The sequence below is a fragment of the Pseudomonas sp. E1MeOHC2 genome, assembly GCF_058745025.1.
Map to the genome: position 1 here is coordinate 3,954,531 of NZ_CP196675.1, position 23,106 is coordinate 3,977,636.

Consider the following 23,106-nt stretch of genomic DNA (forward strand, 5'->3'; position numbering starts at 1 on the left):
TCATGGATGCAGTGCAGATGGACATAAAACTCAGGCCTCAGGATGACCGCACCAACGGCTGGTCGGCGATTCTTCCAGCGCGGCGTGCGCATGCGACCCTGCGTCAGCGGGTGGACGCCGACTGGCTGATCATTGGCGCCGGTTACGCCGGGCTCGCCGCTGCCCGGCGGCTGGCGCACAACCGACCGAACGACAGCATCGTGGTGCTTGAGGCGGGCGAGGCGGGGGATAATGCGTCCGGACGTAACTCCGGATTCGCCATCGATGTGCCGCACAACGTCGGGAGCTCCGTTGCCGAACTGGAAAAGGCTGGCAACTACAAGCGCCTGATGAAAGCGGGTATCGCCAGCCTCGACGAGATCGTCAAGGCGCACAACATCCAGTGCGACTGGAGCGTGAAGGGCAAGTATCACTGCGCCGCCGCGCCGCAGTTGGCCGAGACGTTGCTCAGGCATCATGCCCACGAACTGCAGTCGCTTGGTGAACCTTACGAATGGCTGGAGCAGCCGGCCCTTGCCAAGCGCCTGGGTACTTTATTTTTCCATGCCGCGATCTACACGCCGGGCTGCATCTTGCTCAACCCTTCGGCGTTGACCCGCGGGCTGGCGGATTGCTTGCCGGAAAATGTCTCGGTCTTCGAGAACAGTGCAGTCACTCGTTTGGACTGTGGCCGGATGATTTATGCCAGCACCGACCAAGGTTCGGTCAGCGCACGCAAGCTGATCCTTGCCAACAATGGGAGTGCCTCGCAGTTCCCAGGCTTCGAACGGCAAATGTTCAACGTCGCCTCCTATGGCACCCTGACCCGGCCATTGACGCCGGAGCAGCGTGCGCGAATAGGCGATGTCGAAGAGTGGGGCGTGACACCCGCGAATGCGGTCAGCGGCGCGACCATGCGCTATACCCGCGATCACCGCATCCTGATCCGTCAGCAGTTCGATTTCACCCCGACCCTGGCAGTCAATGAGAGCACGCGCTCGCGGGTACGCGAACAACACAGGGCGGTGTTCCTGACGCGTTTCCCTGACCTCATGGACGTGGCTGCGGAGCACTTCTGGATGGGCTTTTTCAGCATTACGCGCAATGGCGCGCCGCGGTGGGGCAAAATTGACGATAATGTTTTTGCGGCGGTGGGGTGCAACGGCGTCGGTATTGCCAAGCAGACCATTGCTGGCCTAACGCTGGCCGACCTCGCCTGCGGCGTGGAGAACGCGTTGATAGCCGATATGCAGGACCTGGGCGAACCGCAAAAATTGCCGCCCAGACCCTTGCTGGATATCGGCGTTAAAGCGTACCTGGCCAAGGAGCGATGGGTCGGGAGGCACGAATACTAGACAGGCGATTTTCCTCAGGATGGCCATGGGCAATTCACGAAAACGACTTCCTCCGCTGCAGAACCTTGAAGCGTTCGAATCCTCCGCGAGGCATCTGAGTTTTACCAAGGCGGCGGAGGAGGTAAACCTGTCGCAAAGTGCGGTCAGCCGTCAGATCAAGCATCTGGAAGAGTGCATGGACGTGCAGTTGTTCACTCGCACGCACAAGACCCTCAACCTGACCAAGGCCGGCAGGACGTTGCTGGGCGGTATTGAGCGAAGCCTGTCGGAGCTGCGCCGCACGCTGGATACCATCGAGAACGACAGAAGCCCCACCGTCACCATCAGTTCCAGTATGGCGATCGCCAGTTTCTGGTTGCTGCCTGGGATCGCTGAGTTCAAGGACCAGCATCCGGATATTCGGGTCCGGGTGATTGCCGGTGACGGTGAGGATTATGCCGCGGTCCAAAACAATGAAACGGACTTCACGATACTCTACGACCAGGGACAGCGGAGCGGTTATGTGTCCGCTGGCCTGTTCGAGGAAGTGATCTTTCCCGCCTGTACTCCGCACTATCTGAAAGGCCGCAGCATCGGCAGTATCGAAGACCTTTCCCGGGAAAAGCTGATCGATTTCGAGGTCAAGCACCTGCGAACAGTCAAGGGCTGGCCGGACTGGTTCAGCCGCGCGGGTTGCGAAACCGGCGGCATCAATTACACCATCTCGGTGTCCAACTATGACCTCGCCTGTCGTGCGGCCCTGGCCGGGCAGGGCGTGGTGCTGATGTGGGCCTACGTTGCGCCGTTGGTGGAGTTCAGCAACGGTACGCTGTTGCGACCGGTCGCTGACGTGGTCAATACCGGGCACGTCGAGCATCTCGTTTATGCCAGGGCGTTGGAGAATTCTCGCCCGCACATGGTGTTCAAGGACTGGATCCTCGGCTACGCAAAGCGCACCAACGAGGCGACCCAAAGCCTTCTGGGGCTGGCTTCGGGCAGCTGATTGTCGCGCTTACTCCAGCATGCAGATAGCGCATGCAATGCACTGAAAATGATCGTTTGTCCGGCTTTGGCCGACAAAGCAACACTTGCGCCTCCTCATACAAAAACAATTAGAGGTTGGCCAACGTGTCCCATCCTGTTCGTACTCCACGCCTGCTTCATGCATGCACCCTGATGCTGTTCAGCCTGCCCCTGATGGCCGCCGCCGATACCGCGCGGCAGCAGGGTTTTTTTGACGGCAGTTCGCTGCAACTGATCAACCGCAACTTCTACTTCAACCGGGATTTTCGCAGCCGCGGCGATGGCGTTTTCAACGCGCGCCAGCAGAGCTATCGCGAAGAGTGGGCACAGGGTTTCCAGGCTTTTTTCAACTCCGGCTACACCTCGGGGACCGTTGGTATCGGCTTTGATGCCCACGCCTTGCTAGGGCTGAAGCTCGACAGTGGCGGGGGAACCTCAGGTACCAATCTGCTGCCTTTGGACAGCCAGCGCCGCGCCGAGGATGACTACTCCGCAGGTGGCGGGGCGCTGAAGCTGCGAGCGTTCGATACCGAGTTGAAAGTGGGCGATCTGTTTCCCATTACACCGGTGTTCCAGCGCGGTGATGGGCGTCTGCTGCCACAGAGTTTTCGTGGCGTCTCGCTGCAGAACACGTCCATCGATGGCCTGACCCTGCAAGGCGGCCATCTGCATGCGGCGCGCAACAAAGCCAGCAGTAATCATGACGACGAGATGACCACGGAATACGGCGGTACCCGCTACGGTTCCGCCAGCTACTTGGGCGGCGATTACAGCTTCGCTGGCGGCACGCTGCTGAGTGTGTACCAGGCTCGTTTCGAGGATGTCTGGGACCAGACCTATATCAATCTTGGCAAGACCTTTAGCCTCGATGAAGACAAGTCCCTGGCGCTGGGTGCCAATCTTTATAGCACCCGCGATCAGGGCAGTGCCCGGGCGGGGGAGATCCATACCGACAGTTGGAGCAGCTTTGCCCGCCTGCGTGTCGGCGCGCATTCGATGATGCTGGCGCACCAGCGTATCAAGGGTGGCCAGCCCTTCGATTACCTTGGCGATGGCGATTCCATTTACCTCGCCAACTCGGTGCTCTATTCCGATTTCAACTCACCTAACGAGCGCTCCTGGCAACTGCGATACGACTTCGACCTCGCCGCCTTCGGCTTCCCAGGCTTAAACTTCATGACCCGTTACGTGCGTGGCTCCGGCATCGACAACACTAAGGTCGACCCCACGGGGGCCTATGCCTACTACGCACCGTTGGGTGATGGGGGCAAGCACTGGGAGCGCGATATCCAGTTGCAGTATTTGATCCAGAGCGGTCCGGCCAAGAACCTTTCCTTTACGGTTCAACAAACCATCCACCGCGCAAATTCTGCTCAGGCTGATGGCGATGTGGATCAAGTGCGGATCATTACTAATTACCCGTTAGAGCTCTTCTGATCAGGGCAGGAAGGGATATGAACTGGCGCAACGAAAAAACCCGCCAGAAGGCGGGTTTTCGGGGGGCAGAGATTTTGAAAGCCTTCTCTGGAACCTTATTTGGCTCCGCGACCTGGACTCGAACCAGGGACCCAATGATTAACAGTCATTTGCTCTACCGACTGAGCTATCGCGGAATCTGCACGTATCTTACTGATCACCAGGGGGAAGTCAACCCGCCCCCTGATAAATCAGAATCGAATCAAGCAGTTACAGCACTTCCACGATGGCCTTGGTGACCACGTGGATGTTGCTCTGGTTCAGCGCGGCAACCGCGATGCGGCCAGTGTCCAGCGCATAGATGCCGAACTCGTTCTTCAGGCGTGCCACTTGCTCAACGGTCAGGCCCGAGTAAGAGAACATGCCAACCTGGCGGCCAACGAAGCTGAAGTCGCGCTTGGCACCATAGGTTGCCAGCAGCTCGACCATCTGCTTGCGCATGCCATGGATGCGCTGGCGCATTTCGCCAAGCTCGGCTTCCCACATCTGGCGCAGCTCGTCGTTGTTGAGCACGGTGGCGACGATGGTCGCGCCATGGGTCGGCGGGTTGGAGTAGGTGGTGCGGATCACGCGCTTGACCTGGGACAGCACGCGGGTGCTTTCGTCCTTGGAGCCGGTCACGATCGACAGTGCGCCAACGCGCTCGCCATACAGCGAGAACGACTTGGAGAACGAGCTGGAGACGAAGAAGTCCAGGCCCGATTCGGCGAACAGGCGCACGGCGAAGGCGTCTTCGGCGATGCCGTCACCAAAGCCCTGGTAAGCCATGTCGAGGAATGGCACGTGGCCTTTGGCCTTGACCACTTCCAGGACGTTTTTCCAGTCGTCCAGGGTCAGGTCGACACCGGTCGGGTTGTGGCAGCAGGCGTGCAGCACGACGATGGAACCGGACGGCAGGGCGTTCAGGTCTTCGAGCATGCCGGCGCGGTTTACGCCGTTGCTTGGTGCGTCGTAGTAGCGGTAGTTCTGTACCGGGAAGCCAGCGGTCTCGAACAGGGCGCGATGGTTTTCCCAGCTTGGGTCGCTGATGGCCACCACGGCGTTGGGCGACAGGCGCTTGAGGAAGTCGGCGCCAATCTTCAGCGCGCCGGTGCCGCCTACGGCTTGCACGGTGACAACACGGCCAGCGGCCAGCAGTGGCGACTCGGCGCCGAACAGCAGTTTTTGCACGGCCTGGTCGTAGGTGGCGATGCCGTCGATCGGCAAGTAGCCGCGCGAGGCGTGCTGTGCGGCACGCTGGGTCTCGGCTTCGATCACGGCGCGCAGCAGCGGAATGCGGCCATCCTCATTGCAGTAGACGCCCACGCCCAGGTTGACCTTGTCGGTACGTGGATCGGCGTTGAATGCTTCGTTGAGGCCCAGAATAGGGTCGCGGGGTGCCAGCTCGACAGCGGAAAACAGGCTCATTGTTACCTTGGCTCTGAATGGAGAGTGATAGGACGTACACGCTCCAGCCGAATGCACTGAAGCGGTGCACAAACGGGGAGTCAGTATAGTGATACCGACCGGTCACTGCGACACTCTGGCGCAGCTTTTCCCGCCATTTGCGCAAATATTTTTTGACCATTGGTCTTTTTGCCGGGTCCACAGCAATAAGCGTTCACACCTGGGGCTTGAAACCGGCCCCGAATGCGCGCATTTGGGTATAGACTACTGGCTAAATTTACAGTTGCTGCGACACCGCGAGGTTCCTCATGTCCGAGTTCCAGCTCGTCACCCGTTTCCAGCCGGCCGGCGATCAGCCCGAAGCCATTCGCCAACTGGTCGAAGGCATCGAGGCGGGGTTGTCGCACCAGACGCTGCTCGGGGTGACCGGGTCGGGCAAGACCTTCAGCATCGCCAACGTCATCCAGCAGGTGCAGCGCCCGACCCTGGTGCTGGCGCCGAACAAGACCCTGGCTGCGCAGTTGTATGGCGAGTTCAAGGCGTTTTTCCCCAACAACGCGGTCGAGTACTTCGTTTCCTACTACGACTACTACCAGCCCGAGGCCTATGTGCCGTCGTCCGACACCTTCATCGAGAAGGACGCGTCGATCAACGACCACATCGAGCAGATGCGCCTGTCGGCAACCAAGGCCTTGCTGGAGCGGCGCGACGCGATCATCGTCACCACGGTGTCATGCATCTACGGCCTGGGCAGCCCCGAGACCTACCTGAAGATGGTCCTGCACGTCGACCGCGGCGACAAACTCGACCAGCGTGCCTTGCTGCGCCGTCTGGCCGACCTGCAGTACACCCGCAACGAGATGGATTTCGCCCGCGCCACCTTCCGCGTGCGGGGTGACGTGATCGACGTGTTCCCGGCTGAATCCGACCTTGAAGCCATCCGTATCGAGCTCTTCGATGACGAAGTGGAGAACATCGCCGCCTTCGACCCGCTCACCGGCGAGGTCTTTCGCAAGCTGCCGCGTTTCACCTTCTACCCCAAGAGCCACTACGTCACCCCGCGCGAGACGCTGCTCGAGGCCGTCGAAGGCATCAAGGAAGAACTTAAAGACCGCCTCGAATACCTGCACAAGAACAACAAGCTGGTGGAGGCACAGCGGCTTGAGCAACGTACCCGCTTCGACCTGGAGATGATCCTCGAGCTGGGTTACTGCAACGGCATCGAAAACTACTCTCGTTATTTGTCCGGGCGCCCGGCTGGCGCACCGCCGCCCACCCTCTACGATTACCTGCCGGCAAATGCGCTGCTGGTGATTGACGAGTCGCACGTCAGCGTTCCCCAGGTTGGCGCCATGTACAAGGGCGACCGCTCGCGCAAGGAAACGCTGGTCGAATATGGCTTCCGCATGCCCTCGGCGCTGGACAACCGGCCGATGCGTTTCGATGAGTGGGAGTCAGTCAGCCCGCAGACCATATTCGTTTCTGCAACCCCCGGCCCGTATGAAGCCGAGCATGCCGGGCGGGTGGTCGAGCAGGTGGTGCGGCCGACCGGCCTGGTCGACCCGCAAGTGGAGATCCGCCCCGCGCTGACCCAGGTCGACGATTTGCTGTCGGAAATCCGCAAGCGTGTCGATGCCGGCGAGCGGGTATTGGCTACCACGCTGACCAAGCGCATGGCCGAGGACCTTAGCGATTACCTGGCCGATCACGATGTGCGGGTGCGTTACCTGCACTCGGACATCGACACGGTCGAACGGGTGGAAATCATCCGCGACCTGCGTTTGGGTACCTTCGATGTGCTGGTAGGCATCAACCTGCTGCGTGAGGGGTTGGACATGCCCGAGGTGTCGCTGGTGGCGATTCTCGATGCCGACAAGGAAGGCTTCCTGCGTTCCGAGCGCTCGCTGATCCAGACCATTGGCCGGGCGGCGCGTAACCTCAATGGCCGCGCCATCCTGTACGCCGATCAGATGACCGGTTCCATGCAGCGGGCCATCGACGAGACCGAGCGGCGCCGGGAGAAGCAGATTGCCTTCAACCTGGCCAACGGTATCGTGCCTAAAGGCGTGGTCAAGGACATCACCGACATCATGGAAGGCGCCACTGTGCCTGGCTCGCGTAGCAAGAAGCGCAAAGGCATGGCCAAGGCTGCAGAAGAGAGCGCCCGTTACGAAGCGGAGCTGCGCACGCCGGGCGAGATCACCAAGCGTATCAAGCAGCTGGAGGAGAAGATGATGCAGTTTGCCCGGGACCTGGAGTTCGAGGCGGCGGCGCAGATGCGCGACGAGATTACCCAGTTGCGCGAGCGGCTGATTACCAGTTGATCCGTTACTGCCTGTACCGGCCTCTTCGCGGGGCAAGCCCGCTCCCACAGGAATACCACTGGCCTCTGAGCGGTGGTATTCCTGTGGGAGCGGGCTTGCCCCGCGAAGAGGCCGGTACAGGCAACAAACAATCAGCTCAATGAGCCTCCCCAGCCTTCAACCCCTCTGGCAGCTTGCGCGTCAACAGCACCGCCACCATGCTCACCGCCAACCCAATCCCGACAAAATGGAAGGCATCGTTGTACGCCATGATCTGCGCCTGTTGATGGGTAATCTCGCTTAGCTTGCCAAGCGCCGCAGTCTCGCTGCCCAGTCGCTCCGCCAACTGCGCCAGGCGCTCTGCCACTTGTGGATTGCTGGGTACCACTGATTCGCGCAGGTAGTCGAAGTACACCTTGGTGCGGGCGTCCAGCAAGGTGGCAAGCAAGGCAATGCCGATTGCACCCCCCAGGTTGCGCAGGATGTTGAACAGGCTTGACGCCGACCCGGCATCCTGCTGCTGAATGTAGGCGGTGGCGATCAGTGAAATGGTCACCATGATCATTGGTTGCCCCAGCGCCCGAATGATCTGGATGTGGTTGAACTGCGGCCCCGCAAAGTCCGGGTTAAGCACCCCCGATCCAAAGCTGGCGGCACCGAACAGGCAGAAACCGACGGCGCACAGTATCTTCGGCGAGACTACCTTCATCAGTTGTGGCACCAACGGAATCAGAAACAGCTGCGGCACGCCCATCCACATGATCACTTCGCCGATCTGCAAGGCGTTGTAGCCCTGGATCTGCGCCAGGTACAGCGGCAACAAGTAGATCGAACCGTACAACCCGACCCCCATGCCCAGGCTGGCGATGCTCGACAGCCCGAAGTTGCGATTGCCCAGGATGCGCAGGTTGATCAAAGGGTGCGGCTTGGAAAACTGCAGGATGACGAAGGTGATCAAGCTGATCAGGGCGACCGTGCCCAGGCTGACGATCAGGTTCGATTCCAGCCAATCCTTGCGATGGCCCTCTTCGAGAAAGACCTGCAGGCAGCCCAGGCCCAGGCCGAGCGTGACGATGCCAGCATAGTCGGTGCTCTTCAGCAGTTCCCAGTGCGCTTGCTTTTTTTCCAGCCCGTACAGCAGGCCCGCAATCATCACCAAGCCTGGCGGGATGTTGATGTAGAAGATGTATTCCCAGCCCCAGTTCTCGGTCAGCCAGCCACCCAAGGTGGGGCCGATCGAAGGCGCGAAGGTGGCGGTCATGGCGAACATGGCCATGCCCTTGGCGCGGTGGTGTTCGGGCAGTTTGATCAAGGTCAGGGTGAAGGCCAGAGGGATAAGGGCGCCGCCGGTAAAGCCCTGCAAGGCGCGGAACATGATCATGCTCTCCAGGTTCCAGGCCATCGAGCAAAGCAGCGACGACAGCAGGAAACCGGCCGAAACCCAAACGGCCAGGCGTCGAGCCGACAGCAGCTGCACCAGCCAGGCGGTCAGCGGGATCATGATGATTTCCGCAACCAGATAGGACGTGGAGATCCACGAGCCTTCTTCCAGGGTCGCGGAAAGCGCGCCCTGGATGTCCTTGAGCGAGGAGTTGGTGATCTGGATGTCCAGCACGGCCATGAAGGCGCCGAGCATCACGCTCATCACCGCAATCCAGTCGCGACGGCTCGGCTCGGCGATGGGCCTGAGCAGTTGATCACCGGCCATTGCGGCCATCATCTTCGGCGCGGATATCGACGGTGGCGGTGACCGACATGCCGGGGCGTATGCGGCCACGCAACGGGTTGTCGGCGCTGAAGGTCAGCTTCACTGGGATGCGCTGCACCACCTTGGTGAAGTTGCCCGTGGCGTTGTCCGGTGGCAGCAGGCTGAACTGGGCGCCGGAGGCTGCGAACAAGCTGTTGACCCTGCCTTCGATGGGGGTGTCCGGGTAGCTGTCGAACAGCAGCTCGGCGCGCTGACCGGGTTGCATGCGGCCAATCTGTGTTTCTTTGAAGTTGGCCTGCACCCAGATGTCTTCGTCGGGCACGATCGACAGCAGGTAGGCGCCGGCCTGCACCACTTGGCCATTGCGCGCATTGCGCTGGCCGATGGTGCCGCTGATCGGCGCGCGGATCTCGCAGCGGGTCAGGTTCAGTTCGGCCTGGGCAAGGTCCGCACGGGCATTGGCGATCTGCGCATCGAGGCGCTTGAGCTCGGCGGCAAGCGCATTGACCTGCTGGCGCTGGCTTTGCAGGTCGGCACGGGCCTTGTCGACCTGGGAGCTGGCTACGTGGCTTTCCGCCGAAAGGGTAGTCACCCGCTCCTCGGACACGAAGCCAGGCTTGCGCAGGGCCTCTGCGCGGTTCAAGTCCAGGCGTGAGCGGTTGAGCGTGGCTTGGTTGGCAGCGACCTGGGCCTGGCCCGCTGCGATCAGGCTGCCCTGTTGCGTCAGGCGGCTTTCGGCCTGCACGTGTTCGGCTTCACGGGTGGCCAGGGTTGCTCGGGCGCGTTCGACGGCAAGTTGGAAGTCGGCGGCTTCCAGGCGCACCAGCAGTTCGCCTTTGACGACGTGCTGGTTGTCCTGGACCCGTACATCATCGATGCGGGCGCCAAGTTGGCTCGAAATGCGGGTGATTTCGCCTTGAACGTAGGCGTTGTCGGTGCTTTCGTAAAAGCGCCCTTTGAAATACCAGTGGGCCAGGAAGGCGAGGGCGATGGCCGCGACCACGACAAAGAAGATCAGCAGGCGGCGTTTGAGTTGAGCAGGCATGAGGACTATGGTTCCAGAAGTGTAAGCAAATTTAACAGTGACCGACGGCAGTTCGACAAGTGTCGTTCGCGCCATTGCTGGAGCCGGGTGCCTGCTCCCTGCTAACATCCCGCCTTTGTTTCATCTTTCGTTCGAGACCTTCCATGACCACCGTACGCACGCGTATCGCGCCATCGCCCACGGGCGACCCCCATGTTGGCACCGCCTACATCGCCCTGTTCAACTACTGCTTTGCCAAGCAGCACGGCGGTGAGTTCATCCTGCGCATCGAAGATACCGACCAGCTGCGCTCGACCCGCGAGTCGGAACAGCAGATCTTCGACGCCCTGCGCTGGCTTGGCATCGAATGGAACGAAGGCCCGGACGTCGGCGGCCCGCACGGCCCTTACCGGCAGAGCGAGCGTGGCGAGATCTACGCCAAGTACGCCAAGCAGCTGGTGGATGCCGGCCATGCGTTCTACTGCTTCTGCACCGCCGAAGAGCTGGAGCAAATGCGCGCCGAGCAGATGGCCCGTGGCGAGACCCCGCGCTACGACGGCCGTGCGCTGTTGCTGAGCGCCGAAGAAGTGCAGCGCCGCCTGGACGCCGGCGAGCCCCACGTGATCCGCATGAAAGTGCCGAGCGAAGGCATCTGCGTAGTGCCGGACATGCTGCGCGGCGATGTCGAGATCCCGTGGGACCGCATGGACATGCAGGTGCTGATGAAGAACGACGGCCTGCCGACCTACTTCCTGGCCAACGTGGTTGATGACCATCTGATGGGTATCACCCACGTCCTGCGTGGCGAAGAGTGGCTGCCGTCGGCGCCCAAGCTGATCAAGCTGTACGAGTACTTCGGCTGGGAGCAGCCCAAGCTGTGCTACATGCCGCTGCTGCGTAACCCCGACAAGTCCAAGCTGTCCAAGCGCAAGAACCCGACCTCGGTGACGTTCTATGAGCGCATGGGTTTCATGCCCGAGGCGATGCTCAACTACCTCGGCCGCATGGGCTGGTCGATGCCGGACGAGCGCGAGAAGTTCTCCCTGGCCGAAATGGTCGAGCACTTCGACCTGTCGCGCATCTCCCTGGGTGGGCCGATTTTCGACATCGAGAAACTGTCCTGGCTCAATGGCCAGTGGCTGCGTGAGCTGCCGGTCGAAGAATTCGCCGCTCGCCTGCAGAAATGGGCGTTCAACAGCGACTACATGATGAAGATCGCCCCGCACGTTCAGGGCCGGGTCGAAACCTTCAGCCAGGTTGCACCTCTGGGTGGCTTCTTCTTCGAAGGCGCGCTGAAGCTCGATGCCAAGCTGTTCGAGAGCAAGAAGCTGTCTGGCGACCAAGTGCGCCAGGTCATTCAGCTGATCCTGTGGAAGCTCGAAAGCCTGCGTCAGTGGGAGAAGGACCGCATCACCGGTTGCATCCAGGCGGTAGTCGAATCGCTGGAGCTGAAGCTGCGTGACGCCATGCCGCTGATGTTCGCCGCCATTACTGGCCAGGCGAGCTCGGTATCGGTGCTCGATGCCATGGAAATCCTCGGCCCGGACCTGACCCGCTATCGCTTGCGCCAGGCCCTGGACCTGCTGGGTGGTGTGTCGAAGAAAGAAAACAAAGAGTGGGAAAAGCTGCTGGCGAACATCGCCTGACACAGCAACCCATAGCGGTGTAGGGGCAGTCTTGTGCTGCTCCTGCAAGGGGTAGGGCGGTAAGTGATTGTTATCTGTGAAAAAACTTTTGAATATTTTCAAAAATTCGTTTGACAGCCGTGCAATCCGATCTTAATATGCGCCCCGTCCACAGCGATGAGCGAAATGAAACGCCAGGCACCCAGCCAGCGATTCTGCTTTGAGCGACATTGTGGGGCTATAGCTCAGCTGGGAGAGCGCCTGCATGGCATGCAGGAGGTCAGCGGTTCGATCCCGCTTAGCTCCACCAAATTCCGCTTAACAGCCAAGGCTGGTAAGCAAGACCGGGTCCAGCAACCGGGTCTTGAAGGTAAGAAGGTTCGTCCCCTTCGTCTAGTGGCCTAGGACACCGCCCTTTCACGGCGGTAACAGGGGTTCGAGTCCCCTAGGGGACGCCAGTTTTACAGAAGCGATGTTTCACGATATCGCTGGGCCGCGAGGCTAAAAATCTGGGGCTATAGCTCAGCTGGGAGAGCGCCTGCATGGCATGCAGGAGGTCAGCGGTTCGATCCCGCTTAGCTCCACCAATTTTGCCGCGGTACGTGAAAACGGACCGGCACGAAGGTTACGTCCCCTTCGTCTAGTGGCCTAGGACACCGCCCTTTCACGGCGGTAACAGGGGTTCGAGTCCCCTAGGGGACGCCACTTTTACCCGCGTTTTGCGGGGCTTAAAGAGGCTCATTCGTATATTGGATGAGCCTTTTGTTTTCGGGGCTATAGCTCAGCTGGGAGAGCGCCTGCATGGCATGCAGGAGGTCAGCGGTTCGATCCCGCTTAGCTCCACCAATTTTGCCGCGGTTTGTGAAAATGAACCGGCACGAAGGTTACGTCCCCTTCGTCTAGTGGCCTAGGACACCGCCCTTTCACGGCGGTAACAGGGGTTCGAGTCCCCTAGGGGACGCCATGTTTACCCGCGTTTTGCGGGACTTTAAAGGCTCATTCGCTTATTGAATGGGCCTTTTGTTTTTCTCCCTTTCTCATTTTTCGGCGCCGACAGGTGGTCGCGAATTTCGCTTGCCAAAAAATATTATGCTTATAATATTACAAGCATCATATTCGAGGTGGCCATGAACGACAAAAAGAGCAAAACCCGCGAACGGATTCTTGAGGCTGCGCGCAATGCCTTGATCCAGCAGGGGCCGGCTGAGCCGAGCGTCAGCCAGGTCATGGGGGCGGCGGGGCTGACCGTGGGGGGGTTCTATGCCCACTTCGAGAGCAAGGACGAACTCATGCTGGAGGCGTTCCGCCAGTTGCTGGGCGAGCGGCGGGCCTTGCTGGCCCAGGTAGACCCTAGCCTGGATGGCGAGGCGCGCCGAGCCTTGGTTTCGGCGTTCTATCTTTCGCGTAAGCACCGCGACGCTGAAGTGCATGCCTGCCCGCTGCCCAATGCCCTTGGCGAAATGCAGCGCCTGCCTGAGGTGTTCCGCGAAGTGTTAGCCGAGCACATCGAGCTGATGACCGCGAAAATGGTCGATCGCCCCGAAGACATCGACAAGGCCCTGGCCGACCTTGCGCTGATGGTTGGCGGCCTGGCCTTGGCGCGTGCCTTGGGTACCGGTGAGCTGTCCGACCGTGTGTTGCGTGCCGCCAAGTCGGCGGTTATCTGAGTCCCCACCCCTGGAGCAAGGCGATGACTACCCTGAGCTGGATTCGTGGCGTCAATGGCACCCTGGGCCACCTGGCCCCTGAGCATGTGGCGGGCAAGATGCGCCGCGCCTTCATGACCCCGCGCACACTGCCCCCCAAAGCGTGGGAGTTGCCGCTGCTGGCCAAGGCCGAGCGCATCACCCTGCGTTTTGGGCTTTCGGCATTGCGCTGGGGCAAGGGGCCGACGGTATTGCTGATGCACGGTTGGGAAGGGCGCCCCACCCAGTTTGCCGCGTTGATCGAGACGCTGGTGCAGGCAGGGCATACGGTGGTGTCGCTGGAGGGGCCGGGGCATGGCCGCTCGCCAGGGCATCAGGCGCATGTGGTGCTGTTCGCCCGGGCACTGCTGGAAGCGGCTGCCGAACTGCCGCCGTTGCGTGCGGTGATAGGCCATTCCATGGGTGGGGCGAGTGTGTTGCTGGCGTTGCAGATGGGCTTGCGCGCCGAGGCGGCGGTGAGCATCGCCGCACCTGCCCGCTTGCTCGGCGTGTTGCGCGGCTTTGCCCATCACCTGGGCCTGCCGGCGCGGGCGCGGGCAGCGTTCATTCGCCAGGTGGAGCGGGATGTCGGCATGCAGATCACGCGCCTGGATGTCAGTGGGTACCAACTGGAGCTGCCAGGCTTGGTGGTGCATGCTGCTGACGATGGCCTGGTGGCTGCCGATGAGGCTCATGTCATCCACAAGGCCTGGTTCGATAGCCGTTTGATGCTGCTGGAGGAGGGCGGGCACCAGCGGGTGCTGGCCGACCCGCGCCTGAGCGAGGCGGTGCTCGAACTGTTGAGCCGCGCCAGTGCGCCGGCCCGGCAAAGCGCCTGAGCATCCGTTACACTCGCTAGAACCTACAGCCTTGCGCGGTCTCTGTAGGAGCGGCCTCGCGTCGCGAAAGGGGCGCAAAGCGCCCCCAGCAATCTTGAATAATGCCCAATGTTTACAGGAGCGTGCATGAGCTGGGACCTGGCAACACCCTTCGTCATCGATCTGCGCGTCGGCAGCGAGGACATCGACGGCCTCGGCCATGCCAACAACGCCACCTACGTCACGTGGCTCGAACGCTGCGCCTGGCGCCATTCTCAGCGCCTGGGCCTGGACCTCGCCGAGTACCGGCGCCTGGACCGGGCCATGGCCGTGGTGCGCCACGAAATCGACTACCTGGCCGCAGGCTATGAAGATGACGAGCTGCAACTGGCGACCTGGATCATCGACTGGGATCAACGCCTGCGCATGACCCGCCGCTTCCAGCTCAAGCGTCCGCGCGATGGCGTGACGCTGCTGCGCGCGCAGACCACCTTCGCCTGTATCGAATTGTCCAGCGGCAAGCCCAAGCGCATGCCTGCGGAGTTCATCGAGGGGTACGGCCAAGCGCTGATCGGTGCCTGAATGGGTGTGGTTTTTTGTTAGACTGCCGCCTTTTCCCGCCGAGACCCACACATGCAAATTGCCCTGGCCCCCATGGAGGGGCTGGTCGACAACATCCTGCGCGACGTCCTGACCCGAGTGGGTGGCATCGATTGGTGCGTCACCGAGTTCATCCGCGTGTGCGACCGGCTGCTGCCGCCTTCCTCGTTCGACAAGCTGGCGCCTGAGTTGCGCCAAGGGGCGCGAACCGCGGCGGGCGTACCGATGCGTGTGCAACTGCTGGGCTCCGACCCGGTCTGCCTGGCCGAAAACGCAGCGCTGGCCTGTGAGCTGGGTGCCCCTGTGATTGATCTGAACTTTGGTTGCCCGGCCAAGACCGTGAACAAGTCGCGCGGCGGCGCGGTGCTGCTCAAAGAGCCTGAGTTGTTGCATGCCATCGTCCGGGAAGTGCGCCGTGCGGTGCCTGCGGACATCCCGGTGACCGCGAAGATGCGCCTGGGCTTCGACAGCCCCGATGGTGCGCTGGAGTGCGCCACGGCCTTGGCCGAAGGGGGTTCTGCGCATCTGGTGGTGCACGCCCGGACCAAGGTCGAGGGGTACAAGCCACCAGCGCATTGGGAGTGGGTGGCGCGGGTGCAGGATGTGGTCAAGGTCCCGGTGTTCGCCAATGGCGAGATCTGGACCGTGGACGACTGGCGGCGCTGCCGCGAGGTCAGTGGTGCCGAGCACATCATGTTGGGCCGTGGGCTGGTGTCGCGGCCCGATCTGGGCCTGCAGATTGCCGCTGCCCGCGATGGCCGCGCGTATCAGCCCATGAGCTGGGACGATCTGCTGCCGTTGCTGCGCGAGTTCTGGCGCCAGGCACAGGCCAAGCTGTCGCCGCGCTATGCCCCAGGGCGGATGAAACAGTGGCTGGCGATGCTGACCCGGAGCTACCCGGAGGCGGTGGTGCTGTTTGCCGAACTGCGTCGCGAGGATGATTGCGGGCGGATCAGTCGCTTGCTGGGGGTTGAGGTACAGGCGTTCGAGGTTTGTGTTGCCTGAGGTGGCGTCTTCGCGGGCAAGTCGGACCGCCGCACCGCCGCTCCCACAGGGATCATTAAGCGGCTTCAAAAAAAATTCGTGGTCCCTCTTGAAAGCCATTTCACCGGCCATATCTTTTGAGTACGCGATGCCGAAGTCGGGTCGCGGAGTGACTTACTTGCTGAATCTCAGGAGTTTATGACCATGACTACCGCTTTCTCCCTCGCTCCACTGTTCCGTCATTCTGTTGGTTTCGACCGTTTCAACGACCTGTTCGAATCCGCAGCACGCAACGAGGCCGGTAGCAGCTACCCGCCCTACAACGTGGAAAAACATGGCGAAGACCACTATCGCATCGTGGTTGCCGCAGCGGGTTTCCAGGAGCAAGACCTCGACCTGCAGGTCGAAAAAGGCGTCCTGACCGTCTCCGGTGGCAAGCGCGACGGCGGCGCCGCTGAGGTGACCTATCTGCACCAGGGTATTGCCCAGCGCGCTTTCAAACTGTCGTTCCGCCTGGCCGACCATATCGAGGTCAAGGCTGCGGGCCTGGCCAATGGCCTGCTCAGCATCGACCTGCTGCGCATCGTGCCTGAAGAAGCCAAGGCCAAGCGCATCCCGATCAATGGCGACAAGCCAGCGCTGAACTGAGTGTAAGGCTGTAACGAGAAGGGCACCTTCGGGTGCCCTTTTTGCGTCTCTGGCCTCAGTAATCCGCAGGTGCTTCCAGCAACATCTGGCGGAACTCCGGCAATGGCAGCGGCCGGCTGTGCAGGTAGCCCTGGTACAAGTGGCAGCCCAGTTTTTCAAGAAACTCCAGCTGCTCGGTGAGCTCTACACCTTCGGCGATCACCGTCAGGTCAAGGCTGTGGGCCATGGCGACGATGGCGCGGACGATCTCGGCGTCATTGGGGTCTATCGGTGCATCGCGCACAAAGGTCTGGTCGATCTTCAGTGCATCCACCGGCAACCGCTTGAGGTAGGTCAGCGACGAATAGCCTGTGCCAAAGTCGTCCATGGCAAAGCTCACCCCGTAGCGCTTGAGCTCGCGCATCTTGCTGATGGTGTCTTCCAGGTTCTGGATGACGATGCCTTCGGTGATCTCAAGCTTCAGCATGCGCCGTGGCAAGCGGTAGTCGTCCAGGCTACGCAGGACCCGCCCGACAAAATCGTTCTGGCGAAATTGCCGCGGGCTGATGTTCACGCACAGGCTGAAGTCATCCGCGTCAATCAACCCATCCATGAGCATGCGCGCGCAGGCATCGCAGGCTTCATCGAGAATCCAGCTGCCCACTTCCAGGATCAGCCCGCTTTCTTCCAGCACCTGGATGAATTGCGCCGGTGGCTGCTGGCCGAGTTGCGGGTGGTGCCAGCGCAGCAGCACCTCGGCGCCGACGATACGGTTGTCGCGGGCATCCACCTGGGGCTGGAAGTGCAAGGCCAGCTCACCCCGTGCGAGCGCCAGGCGCAGGTCGTTTTCCATGCGCAAGCGCTCGCTGGCGGCCTTCTGCATGGTGGTGTGGAACAATTGAGTGGTATTGCGCCCGGAGTCCTTGGCCCGGTACAGGGCGATATCGGCGCGTTTGAGCAGGTCGGCGGGGGTGGTGCCGTGGTCGGGGATCAGCGCCACGCCGATGCTGGGGGTCACCTGCAGGCGTTGGCCATCCAGCGACATCGGTTCGGCCAGCAGTTCGCGCAGGGTGTCGGCCAATTCGCGTACCTTGCTTTCGACCAGTTCGCGGCTGCCTTCCAGGCCACTGAGCAGCACCACGAATTCGTCGCCGCCCAGGCGCGCCACGGTGTCTTCCAGGCGCACGCTGGCCTCCAGGCGCGCGGTGATGATCTTCAGCACGGTATCGCCCACCGGGTGGCCAAGCGAATCGTTGATGTGCTTGAAGTGGTCGAGGTCGAGGAACAGCAGCGCGCCACGCAGGTTGTGGCGCTTGAGCAGGGCGATCTGCTGGCTCAGGCGATCCATCAGCAGGGCGCGGTTGGGCAGGTTGGTCAGGGGGTCGTGGTACGCCAGGTGGCGGATCTGCGCCTGGGCATTCTTCAACTGGCTGACATCGCGGGCGGTCAGCAGCAGGCAGTCCGTTTCGTTGAGGGTGATGGGCTCCACCGACACTTCGACGGTGAGGATATCGCCGCGCTTGTTGCGCCCGAGCATCTCCCGATGGTGCACCCGGCCACGCTCCTTGAGCTCAGCGAGCAGCGCGCTGCGTTGTTTGTCGTCGGCCCAGATGCCCAGCTCATATACGCTGCGCCCGACCACTTCGGCTGCGCTGTAGCCGGTCAGCCGGCAGAAACCGTCGTTGATTTCCAGGTAGCGACCGCTGTAGCGCTCGGTGATGGTGATGGCGTCGGGGCTGGAGTGGAAGGCCTTGGCGAATTTTTCTTCGCTGGATTTCAGTGCCGCCTCGGCCCGTTGCTGCTGGGTGATGTCGCGCAGGGTGGTGACGCTGCAGGGTTGGTCATCGACACTGATCAGGCGGCTGGAAATCACGCAGGTCAAGGGGGCGCCGTTGCGGTGATTGACCACCACCGCCACGTTGCTCAAGGCCTGTTCACGGATCACCCGCTCGATGCGTTGCGCACGTTCGATGGACTCGGCCCACAGGCCGATTTCTTCGGCGGTGCGGCCGATCACCTGGTCGGCGCTCCAGCCGAAGGTCTGGGTAAAGGCCGGGTTGATCTCGATGAACTGGCCGGTGTCCTGGCGGGTCACGCAGATGGGGTCGGGGCTGACCTGGAACAGGCTGGCAAATTTCTCTTCCGAGGCACTCAGGCGTTGCTCGCGCTCGACCTGGTCGGTGATGTCCAGCAGGGTGCCGGCCATGCGCAGGGGGGTGCCCTGGTCGTCCCGGTACAGCCGTGCACGGCTTTCGATATAGCGCGATGCGCCGTTCTCCAGTTGCACCCGGTAAGTGATCTGGTAATTGCCGGCAGGCCCTTCGCGCAGGCTGCGGTAGGCCTGGCGCATGACATTGCGCTCTTGCTCCGGCACGCCTTCGAAAAAGGCATCGAATGATTCGTGGAAGGGGATCGGGTCAAGGCCATGCAATTGTGCGGCGCGGGCCGAGCCGTAGAGCATGCCACTGGGGATGTGCCAGTCCCAGGTGCCCAACTGCGCTGAATCCAGGGCCAGGTCGAGGCGCTCCTGGCTGTCCTTGAGGGCCTGCTCGGCGCGCTTGCGCTCGGTGGTGTCGACGAAGGTGCTGAGCAGGAACGTCACACCGTCCATCTCGATGCCCTGGGTACAGAGGATGCCGTCGTGCACCTTGTCGTTGCTGGCCCGGAACTGCACTTCCATGGTCAGCGGGCCACCGCTGGCGCGGGTGGCGTCCAGTATCTGGTGGCGTTGCTCGGGGTGCACCCACAGGCCCAGCTCCAGGCTGGTCTTGCCAATCACCTGGCTGCCGGGCCAGCCGAACATGTCTTCGAAGTGCTGGTTGACCTCGAAGATCATGCCGTCGTGGCGCCGGGTCAGGAGGATGGCATTGGGGCTCAGGTGAAACAGCGTGGCAAAGCGTTTTTCCGAGTTGATCAGCGCCGTTTCGCGCTCGCGTTGGCGGGTGATCTCACGGATCACCCCGATCATCTGCGGTCGGCCGTGGCGGTCGTGGGTCAGGCTGCCGTTTATCTCCAGCCAGTGCAGGCTGCCATCTGGCCAGCGGATGCGGTGGCGCATGGCTTGCTCCACGGGCTCGCCGTTGACGACTGCCTGGAACAGCTGGCGGGTGCGCGCGCGGTCTTCTTCGGGCAGCAGGTCTAGGTAGTCGATGTCGTTGGGCAGCGGGCGTTGCGGGTCGAAGCCGAACAGTGCCTGGGTACCACGTGACCAGCTGACCCGGCCGGTTTCGATGTCCCACAGCCAGGCGCCCAGGCGGGCACCGTTGAGCGCGGCGAGCAATTGCGGGGCGCTCTGCCAGGCCTGTTCGGACTCCTGTGGGTCGGCCGCAGGGATACGCGGCAGGCGCGGAAAGCGGTTAGCTGATTTGGGCATTGGTACCAGACCTTTGGCGTTTGACGCGTCCTTGAGTTGGAAATGCCGAACTGACGACCGGTCAGGCGGACCCTGCATGGCTGTCGAGCAGGGCCATGAAGGCCCTCGCCGCATTCGATAGCGTTCGCTCCGTGTGCAGAATGTAGCCTAGCTGGCGCGACAGCTGTATGCCGGGTAAAGCGATGGGTGCAACCTGATCATCGAGCATGGTGCGCGGCAGCACGCTCCAGGCCAGGCCAATGGAAACCATCATCTTGATGGTTTCCAGGTAGTTGGTGCTCATGGCGATGTTCGGCGTCAGGCCCTGGCTTTCGAACAGGCGCTGGACGATGTGGTGGGTGAAGGTGTTGCCACCCGGGAATACCGCCGGGTGGCGGGCGACATCGGCCAGGCTGACCGCGTGGTTGTTGGCCAGCGGGTGTTCCGGGGCGGCGACGAAGTCCAGGGCGTCGTCCCAGACCGGGATCGCCTTGACCAGGTGATGGGGCTCTGGAGCCAGGGTAATGACGGCAATTTCGGCGCGGCCATGGAGAATCTCGTCGTAGGCCGCCTCTGAGTCCATGAACTGAATATCCAACGCAACCGAAGGGTACTGCCGGGTGAACGCCCGTAACAGCGGGGGCAAACGGTGCAAACCGATATGGTGGCTGGTGGCCAGGGTCAGCCGACCACTCACTTCCCCCGTCAAATTGGTCAGCGCGCGGCGGGTATCATCGAGCACGTTGAGAATCTGATAAGCCCTTGGCAGCAACGCCCGCCCAGCTTCGGTCAGGGTCACTTCACGGCCCAGGCGGTCGAACAGGCGCACGTCCAGTTGCTGCTCAAGGCCGGCGATGCGTTTGCTGATAGCGGGCTGTGTCAGGTGCAGCCGTTCGCCGGCGCCGGAAAAGCTGCCGGTTTCGGCGATGGCGATAAAAGCACTGAGGTTGGCCAGGTCCATCTCTCTGATTCCTGATGGTTATGCAAAGCATGAAAAATATGAATTTGAGTTATTCAATCTATCGCCATAGCATCGTCCGTACAAGCCAAGGGGTCTTTGGCATAGAAAGACGCTGATGAGGAACAGTCTGATGGCTGGCAAAACGCTCTACGACAAACTCTGGGAAGCCCATGAGGTCAAGCGCCGTGATGACGGCTCGTCCTTGATCTACATCGACCGCCACATCATCCACGAAGTGACGTCGCCCCAGGCCTTCGAAGGCCTGCGCCTGGCGCAGCGCAAGCCATGGCGCATCGACACCAACATCGCCACCCCCGATCACAACGTGCCGACCACGCCAGAGCGCAAGGGCGGTATCGAAGCCATCGTCGACCAGGTGTCGCGCCTGCAGGTGCAGACCCTCGATGAGAACTGTGACGAGTACGGCATCGTCGAATTCAAGATGAATGACGAACGCCAGGGCATCGTCCACGTCATCAGCCCGGAGCAGGGCGCCACCTTGCCTGGCATGACCGTGGTCTGCGGCGACTCGCACACCTCCACCCACGGCGCATTCGGCGCCTTGGCCCACGGCATCGGCACCTCCGAGGTCGAGCACGTGCTCGCCACCCAGTGCCTGGTCGCCAAAAAGATGAAGAACATGCTGGTGCGCGTCGAAGGCGAACTGCCTGCCGGTGTCACCGCCAAGGACATCGTCCTCGCCGTCATCGGCAAGATCGGCACCGCCGGTGGCAACGGCCACGCCATGGAATTCGCCGGCAGCGCTATCCGTGGCTTGTCCATGGAAGGCCGCATGACCATCTGCAACATGTCGATCGAGGCCGGTGCCCGTGTGGGCCTGGTGGCGACCGATGCCACCACCGTCGCCTACGTTGAAGGCCGCCCCTATGCGCCGAAGGGCGAGCAGTGGGAGCAGGCCGTCGAGTCGTGGAAAGACCTGGTTTCCGATGCTGATGCCGTGTTCGACACTGTGGTCGAACTGGACGCCGCGCAGATCAAGCCGCAAGTCAGCTGGGGCACTTCGCCCGAGATGGTACTGGCGGTAGACCAGCGTGTGCCGGACCCGGCTGCCGAGGCCGACCTGGTCAAGCGTGGTTCGATCGAACGTGCCTTGAAGTACATGGGCCTGACCGCCAATCAGGCGATCACCGATATCCAGCTCGACCGCGTATTCATTGGCTCCTGCACCAACTCGCGGATCGAAGACCTGCGCGCCGCAGCAGAAATCGCCAAGGGCCGCAAAGTCGCCGCCACGGTCAAGCAGGCCATCGTCGTCCCGGGTTCGGGCCTGGTGAAGGCGCAGGCCGAACGTGAAGGCCTCGACAAGATTTTCCTCGAAGCCGGTTTCGAGTGGCGTGAACCGGGTTGCTCGATGTGCCTGGCGATGAACCCGGACCGCCTGGAAAGCGGCGAGCACTGTGCCTCCACGTCCAACCGTAACTTCGAAGGCCGCCAGGGTGCCGGTGGTCGTACCCACCTGGTCAGCCCGGCCATGGCCGCCGCCGCTGCGGTGACGGGCCACTTCATCGATGTCCGCGAGTTGATCCAAGGGAGCGCAGCATGAAAGCCTTTACCCAGCACACTGGCCTTGTCGCGCCATTGGACCGTGCCAACGTCGACACCGACCAGATCATTCCCAAGCAGTTTCTCAAGTCGATCAAGCGTACCGGCTTTGGCCCCAACCTGTTCGACGAGTGGCGCTACCTGGACGTGGGCCAGCCCTACCAGGACAACAGCAAGCGCCCGCTGAACCAGGAGTTCGTGCTCAACCACGCGCGCTACCAGGGTGCCAGCGTGTTGCTGGCGCGAGAGAACTTCGGTTGCGGTTCGAGCCGCGAGCACGCGCCATGGGCGCTGGACGAATACGGCTTCCGCAGCGTGATCGCGCCAAGCTTTGCCGACATTTTCTTCAACAACAGCTTCAAGAACGGCTTGCTGCCGATCATCCTGAGCGATGAAGAAGTCGACGAATTGTTCAAGCAGGTCGAAGCCAACCCTGGCTATCAGCTGACCATCGACCTGCAAGCGCAGGCCGTTACCCGTCCTGATGGCAAGGTGCTGCACTTCGAGATCGACGCGTTTCGCAAGCACTGCCTGCTCAACGGCCTCGACGACATCGGCCTGACCTTGCAGGACAGCGATTCGATCAAAGCCTTCGAAGGCAAGCACCGCGCCAGCCAGCCTTGGCTGTTTCGCGACGCCTGATAGGTGTAGGTGACAG

General features: G+C 61.7%; 17 protein-coding genes and 7 tRNA genes. 18 read left to right on the top strand and 6 right to left on the bottom strand.

From position 1 onward, the window contains the following. Positions 1 to 2: 2 nt before the first annotated feature. The 3 genes from ACSSU5_RS17950 (at position 3) to ACSSU5_RS17960 (ending at position 3,773) form a co-directional block, all read left to right on the top strand. Entirely contained in the window at positions 3 to 1,334 is a 1,332-nt protein-coding gene (locus ACSSU5_RS17950; RefSeq protein ID WP_492559422.1) for an NAD(P)/FAD-dependent oxidoreductase, read from the top strand. A 25-nt stretch (positions 1,335 to 1,359) separates the two neighbouring features. Next, on the top strand, positions 1,360 to 2,316 hold the full coding sequence (locus ACSSU5_RS17955) for a LysR substrate-binding domain-containing protein (RefSeq protein WP_264309703.1): 957 nt from the start codon (positions 1,360 to 1,362) through the stop codon (positions 2,314 to 2,316). Positions 2,317 to 2,441: 125 nt separating this feature from the next. Next, on the top strand, positions 2,442 to 3,773 hold the full coding sequence (locus tag ACSSU5_RS17960) for an OprD family porin (RefSeq protein ID WP_492559423.1): 1,332 nt from the start codon (positions 2,442 to 2,444) through the stop codon (positions 3,771 to 3,773). 100 nt (positions 3,774 to 3,873) lie between these two features. Here the strand turns inward: ACSSU5_RS17960 and ACSSU5_RS17965 are convergent. Both ACSSU5_RS17965 and ACSSU5_RS17970 read right to left on the bottom strand, forming a co-directional pair. Next, a tRNA-Asn gene (locus ACSSU5_RS17965) sits at positions 3,874 to 3,949 on the bottom strand. A 73-nt stretch (positions 3,950 to 4,022) separates the two neighbouring features. Further along, positions 4,023 to 5,219, bottom strand: coding sequence for an amino acid aminotransferase (locus ACSSU5_RS17970; RefSeq protein ID WP_264309701.1), 1,197 nt, complete (start codon positions 5,217 to 5,219; stop codon positions 4,023 to 4,025). Positions 5,220 to 5,506: 287 nt separating this feature from the next. Here ACSSU5_RS17970 and uvrB point away from each other — a divergent pair, with 287 nt between their 5' ends. Then, on the top strand, positions 5,507 to 7,522 hold the full coding sequence (uvrB, locus tag ACSSU5_RS17975) for an excinuclease ABC subunit UvrB (protein WP_264309700.1): 2,016 nt from the start codon (positions 5,507 to 5,509) through the stop codon (positions 7,520 to 7,522). 136 nt (positions 7,523 to 7,658) lie between these two features. Here the strand turns inward: uvrB and ACSSU5_RS17980 are convergent, their stop codons facing one another. Together ACSSU5_RS17980 and ACSSU5_RS17985 are read right to left on the bottom strand one after the other, a co-directional pair. Further along, positions 7,659 to 9,209, bottom strand: coding sequence for an MDR family MFS transporter (locus ACSSU5_RS17980; protein WP_492559424.1), 1,551 nt, complete (start codon positions 9,207 to 9,209; stop codon positions 7,659 to 7,661). Further along, entirely contained in the window at positions 9,199 to 10,254 is a 1,056-nt protein-coding gene (locus ACSSU5_RS17985) for an HlyD family secretion protein (protein WP_264309699.1), read from the bottom strand. The genes ACSSU5_RS17980 and ACSSU5_RS17985 overlap by 11 nt, the downstream gene beginning before the upstream one ends. A 143-nt stretch (positions 10,255 to 10,397) precedes the next feature. On the opposite strand from ACSSU5_RS17985, the gene gltX reads away from it, so the two are divergent. The 12 genes from gltX to ACSSU5_RS18045 all read left to right on the top strand — a co-directional run bounded on the left by gltX (position 10,398) and on the right by ACSSU5_RS18045 (position 16,593). Continuing rightward, complete coding sequence (gene gltX / locus ACSSU5_RS17990) at positions 10,398 to 11,879, top strand: glutamate--tRNA ligase (RefSeq protein WP_264309698.1); 1,482 nt, start codon at positions 10,398 to 10,400, stop codon at positions 11,877 to 11,879. A gap of 213 nt (positions 11,880 to 12,092) precedes the next feature. Further along, positions 12,093 to 12,168 (top strand) — tRNA-Ala (locus ACSSU5_RS17995). A gap of 72 nt (positions 12,169 to 12,240) precedes the next feature. Further along, positions 12,241 to 12,316 (top strand) — tRNA-Glu (locus tag ACSSU5_RS18000). 53 nt (positions 12,317 to 12,369) lie between these two features. After that, a tRNA-Ala gene (locus tag ACSSU5_RS18005) sits at positions 12,370 to 12,445 on the top strand. A gap of 42 nt (positions 12,446 to 12,487) precedes the next feature. After that, positions 12,488 to 12,563 (top strand) — tRNA-Glu (locus ACSSU5_RS18010). A 65-nt stretch (positions 12,564 to 12,628) separates the two neighbouring features. Further along, positions 12,629 to 12,704, top strand: a tRNA-Ala gene (locus tag ACSSU5_RS18015). Positions 12,705 to 12,746: 42 nt separating this feature from the next. Further along, positions 12,747 to 12,822, top strand: a tRNA-Glu gene (locus tag ACSSU5_RS18020). Positions 12,823 to 12,985: 163 nt separating this feature from the next. Continuing rightward, a complete protein-coding gene (locus ACSSU5_RS18025) occupies positions 12,986 to 13,525 on the top strand; it encodes a TetR/AcrR family transcriptional regulator (RefSeq protein ID WP_264309697.1) in 540 nt (179 codons plus the stop codon). A gap of 23 nt (positions 13,526 to 13,548) precedes the next feature. Continuing rightward, complete coding sequence (locus ACSSU5_RS18030) at positions 13,549 to 14,382, top strand: alpha/beta fold hydrolase (RefSeq protein ID WP_492559425.1); 834 nt, start codon at positions 13,549 to 13,551, stop codon at positions 14,380 to 14,382. A gap of 126 nt (positions 14,383 to 14,508) precedes the next feature. Beyond that, complete coding sequence (locus ACSSU5_RS18035) at positions 14,509 to 14,943, top strand: acyl-CoA thioesterase (RefSeq protein ID WP_264309695.1); 435 nt, start codon at positions 14,509 to 14,511, stop codon at positions 14,941 to 14,943. A 51-nt stretch (positions 14,944 to 14,994) separates the two neighbouring features. After that, a complete protein-coding gene (locus tag ACSSU5_RS18040; protein ID WP_264309694.1) occupies positions 14,995 to 15,966 on the top strand; it encodes a tRNA dihydrouridine synthase in 972 nt (323 codons plus the stop codon). A gap of 183 nt (positions 15,967 to 16,149) precedes the next feature. After that, a complete protein-coding gene (locus tag ACSSU5_RS18045) occupies positions 16,150 to 16,593 on the top strand; it encodes an Hsp20 family protein (protein WP_264309693.1) in 444 nt (147 codons plus the stop codon). Positions 16,594 to 16,648: 55 nt separating this feature from the next. Here ACSSU5_RS18045 and ACSSU5_RS18050 read toward each other — a convergent pair whose 3' ends face one another. Then, positions 16,649 to 19,945, bottom strand: coding sequence for a bifunctional diguanylate cyclase/phosphodiesterase (locus ACSSU5_RS18050; protein ID WP_264309692.1), 3,297 nt, complete (start codon positions 19,943 to 19,945; stop codon positions 16,649 to 16,651). 61 nt (positions 19,946 to 20,006) lie between these two features. Continuing rightward, positions 20,007 to 20,885 (bottom strand): LysR family transcriptional regulator, encoded by an 879-nt coding sequence (locus ACSSU5_RS18055; RefSeq protein WP_264309691.1) that lies wholly within the window; start codon positions 20,883 to 20,885, stop codon positions 20,007 to 20,009. 130 nt (positions 20,886 to 21,015) lie between these two features. Here ACSSU5_RS18055 and leuC point away from each other — a divergent pair, with 130 nt between their 5' ends. Both leuC and leuD read left to right on the top strand, forming a co-directional pair. Continuing rightward, a complete protein-coding gene (gene leuC / locus ACSSU5_RS18060) occupies positions 21,016 to 22,449 on the top strand; it encodes a 3-isopropylmalate dehydratase large subunit (protein WP_492559426.1) in 1,434 nt (477 codons plus the stop codon). Continuing rightward, positions 22,446 to 23,090, top strand: coding sequence for a 3-isopropylmalate dehydratase small subunit (gene leuD, locus ACSSU5_RS18065; RefSeq protein ID WP_264309689.1), 645 nt, complete (start codon positions 22,446 to 22,448; stop codon positions 23,088 to 23,090). Before leuC ends, leuD begins: the two co-directional genes overlap by 4 nt. The last annotated feature ends 16 nt before the right edge of the window (positions 23,091 to 23,106 follow it).

Excerpts from the sequence above, each read along its gene's own strand:
- ACSSU5_RS17950 (WP_492559422.1), top strand. The coding sequence starts at position 3 with ATGGATGCAGTGCAGATGGACATAAAACTCAGGCCTCAGGATGACCGC.
- ACSSU5_RS17955 (WP_264309703.1), top strand. The coding sequence starts at position 1,360 with ATGGGCAATTCACGAAAACGACTTCCTCCGCTGCAGAACCTTGAAGCG.
- ACSSU5_RS17970 (WP_264309701.1), bottom strand. The coding sequence starts at position 5,219 with ATGAGCCTGTTTTCCGCTGTCGAGCTGGCACCCCGCGACCCTATTCTG.
- uvrB (WP_264309700.1), top strand. The coding sequence starts at position 5,507 with ATGTCCGAGTTCCAGCTCGTCACCCGTTTCCAGCCGGCCGGCGATCAG.
- ACSSU5_RS17980 (WP_492559424.1), bottom strand. The coding sequence starts at position 9,209 with ATGGCCGGTGATCAACTGCTCAGGCCCATCGCCGAGCCGAGCCGTCGC.
- ACSSU5_RS17985 (WP_264309699.1), bottom strand. The coding sequence starts at position 10,254 with ATGCCTGCTCAACTCAAACGCCGCCTGCTGATCTTCTTTGTCGTGGTC.
- gltX (WP_264309698.1), top strand. The coding sequence starts at position 10,398 with ATGACCACCGTACGCACGCGTATCGCGCCATCGCCCACGGGCGACCCC.
- ACSSU5_RS18025 (WP_264309697.1), top strand. The coding sequence starts at position 12,986 with ATGAACGACAAAAAGAGCAAAACCCGCGAACGGATTCTTGAGGCTGCG.
- ACSSU5_RS18030 (WP_492559425.1), top strand. The coding sequence starts at position 13,549 with ATGACTACCCTGAGCTGGATTCGTGGCGTCAATGGCACCCTGGGCCAC.
- ACSSU5_RS18035 (WP_264309695.1), top strand. The coding sequence starts at position 14,509 with ATGAGCTGGGACCTGGCAACACCCTTCGTCATCGATCTGCGCGTCGGC.
- ACSSU5_RS18040 (WP_264309694.1), top strand. The coding sequence starts at position 14,995 with ATGCAAATTGCCCTGGCCCCCATGGAGGGGCTGGTCGACAACATCCTG.
- ACSSU5_RS18045 (WP_264309693.1), top strand. The coding sequence starts at position 16,150 with ATGACTACCGCTTTCTCCCTCGCTCCACTGTTCCGTCATTCTGTTGGT.
- ACSSU5_RS18050 (WP_264309692.1), bottom strand. The coding sequence starts at position 19,945 with ATGCCCAAATCAGCTAACCGCTTTCCGCGCCTGCCGCGTATCCCTGCG.
- ACSSU5_RS18055 (WP_264309691.1), bottom strand. The coding sequence starts at position 20,885 with ATGGACCTGGCCAACCTCAGTGCTTTTATCGCCATCGCCGAAACCGGC.
- leuC (WP_492559426.1), top strand. The coding sequence starts at position 21,016 with ATGGCTGGCAAAACGCTCTACGACAAACTCTGGGAAGCCCATGAGGTC.
- leuD (WP_264309689.1), top strand. The coding sequence starts at position 22,446 with ATGAAAGCCTTTACCCAGCACACTGGCCTTGTCGCGCCATTGGACCGT.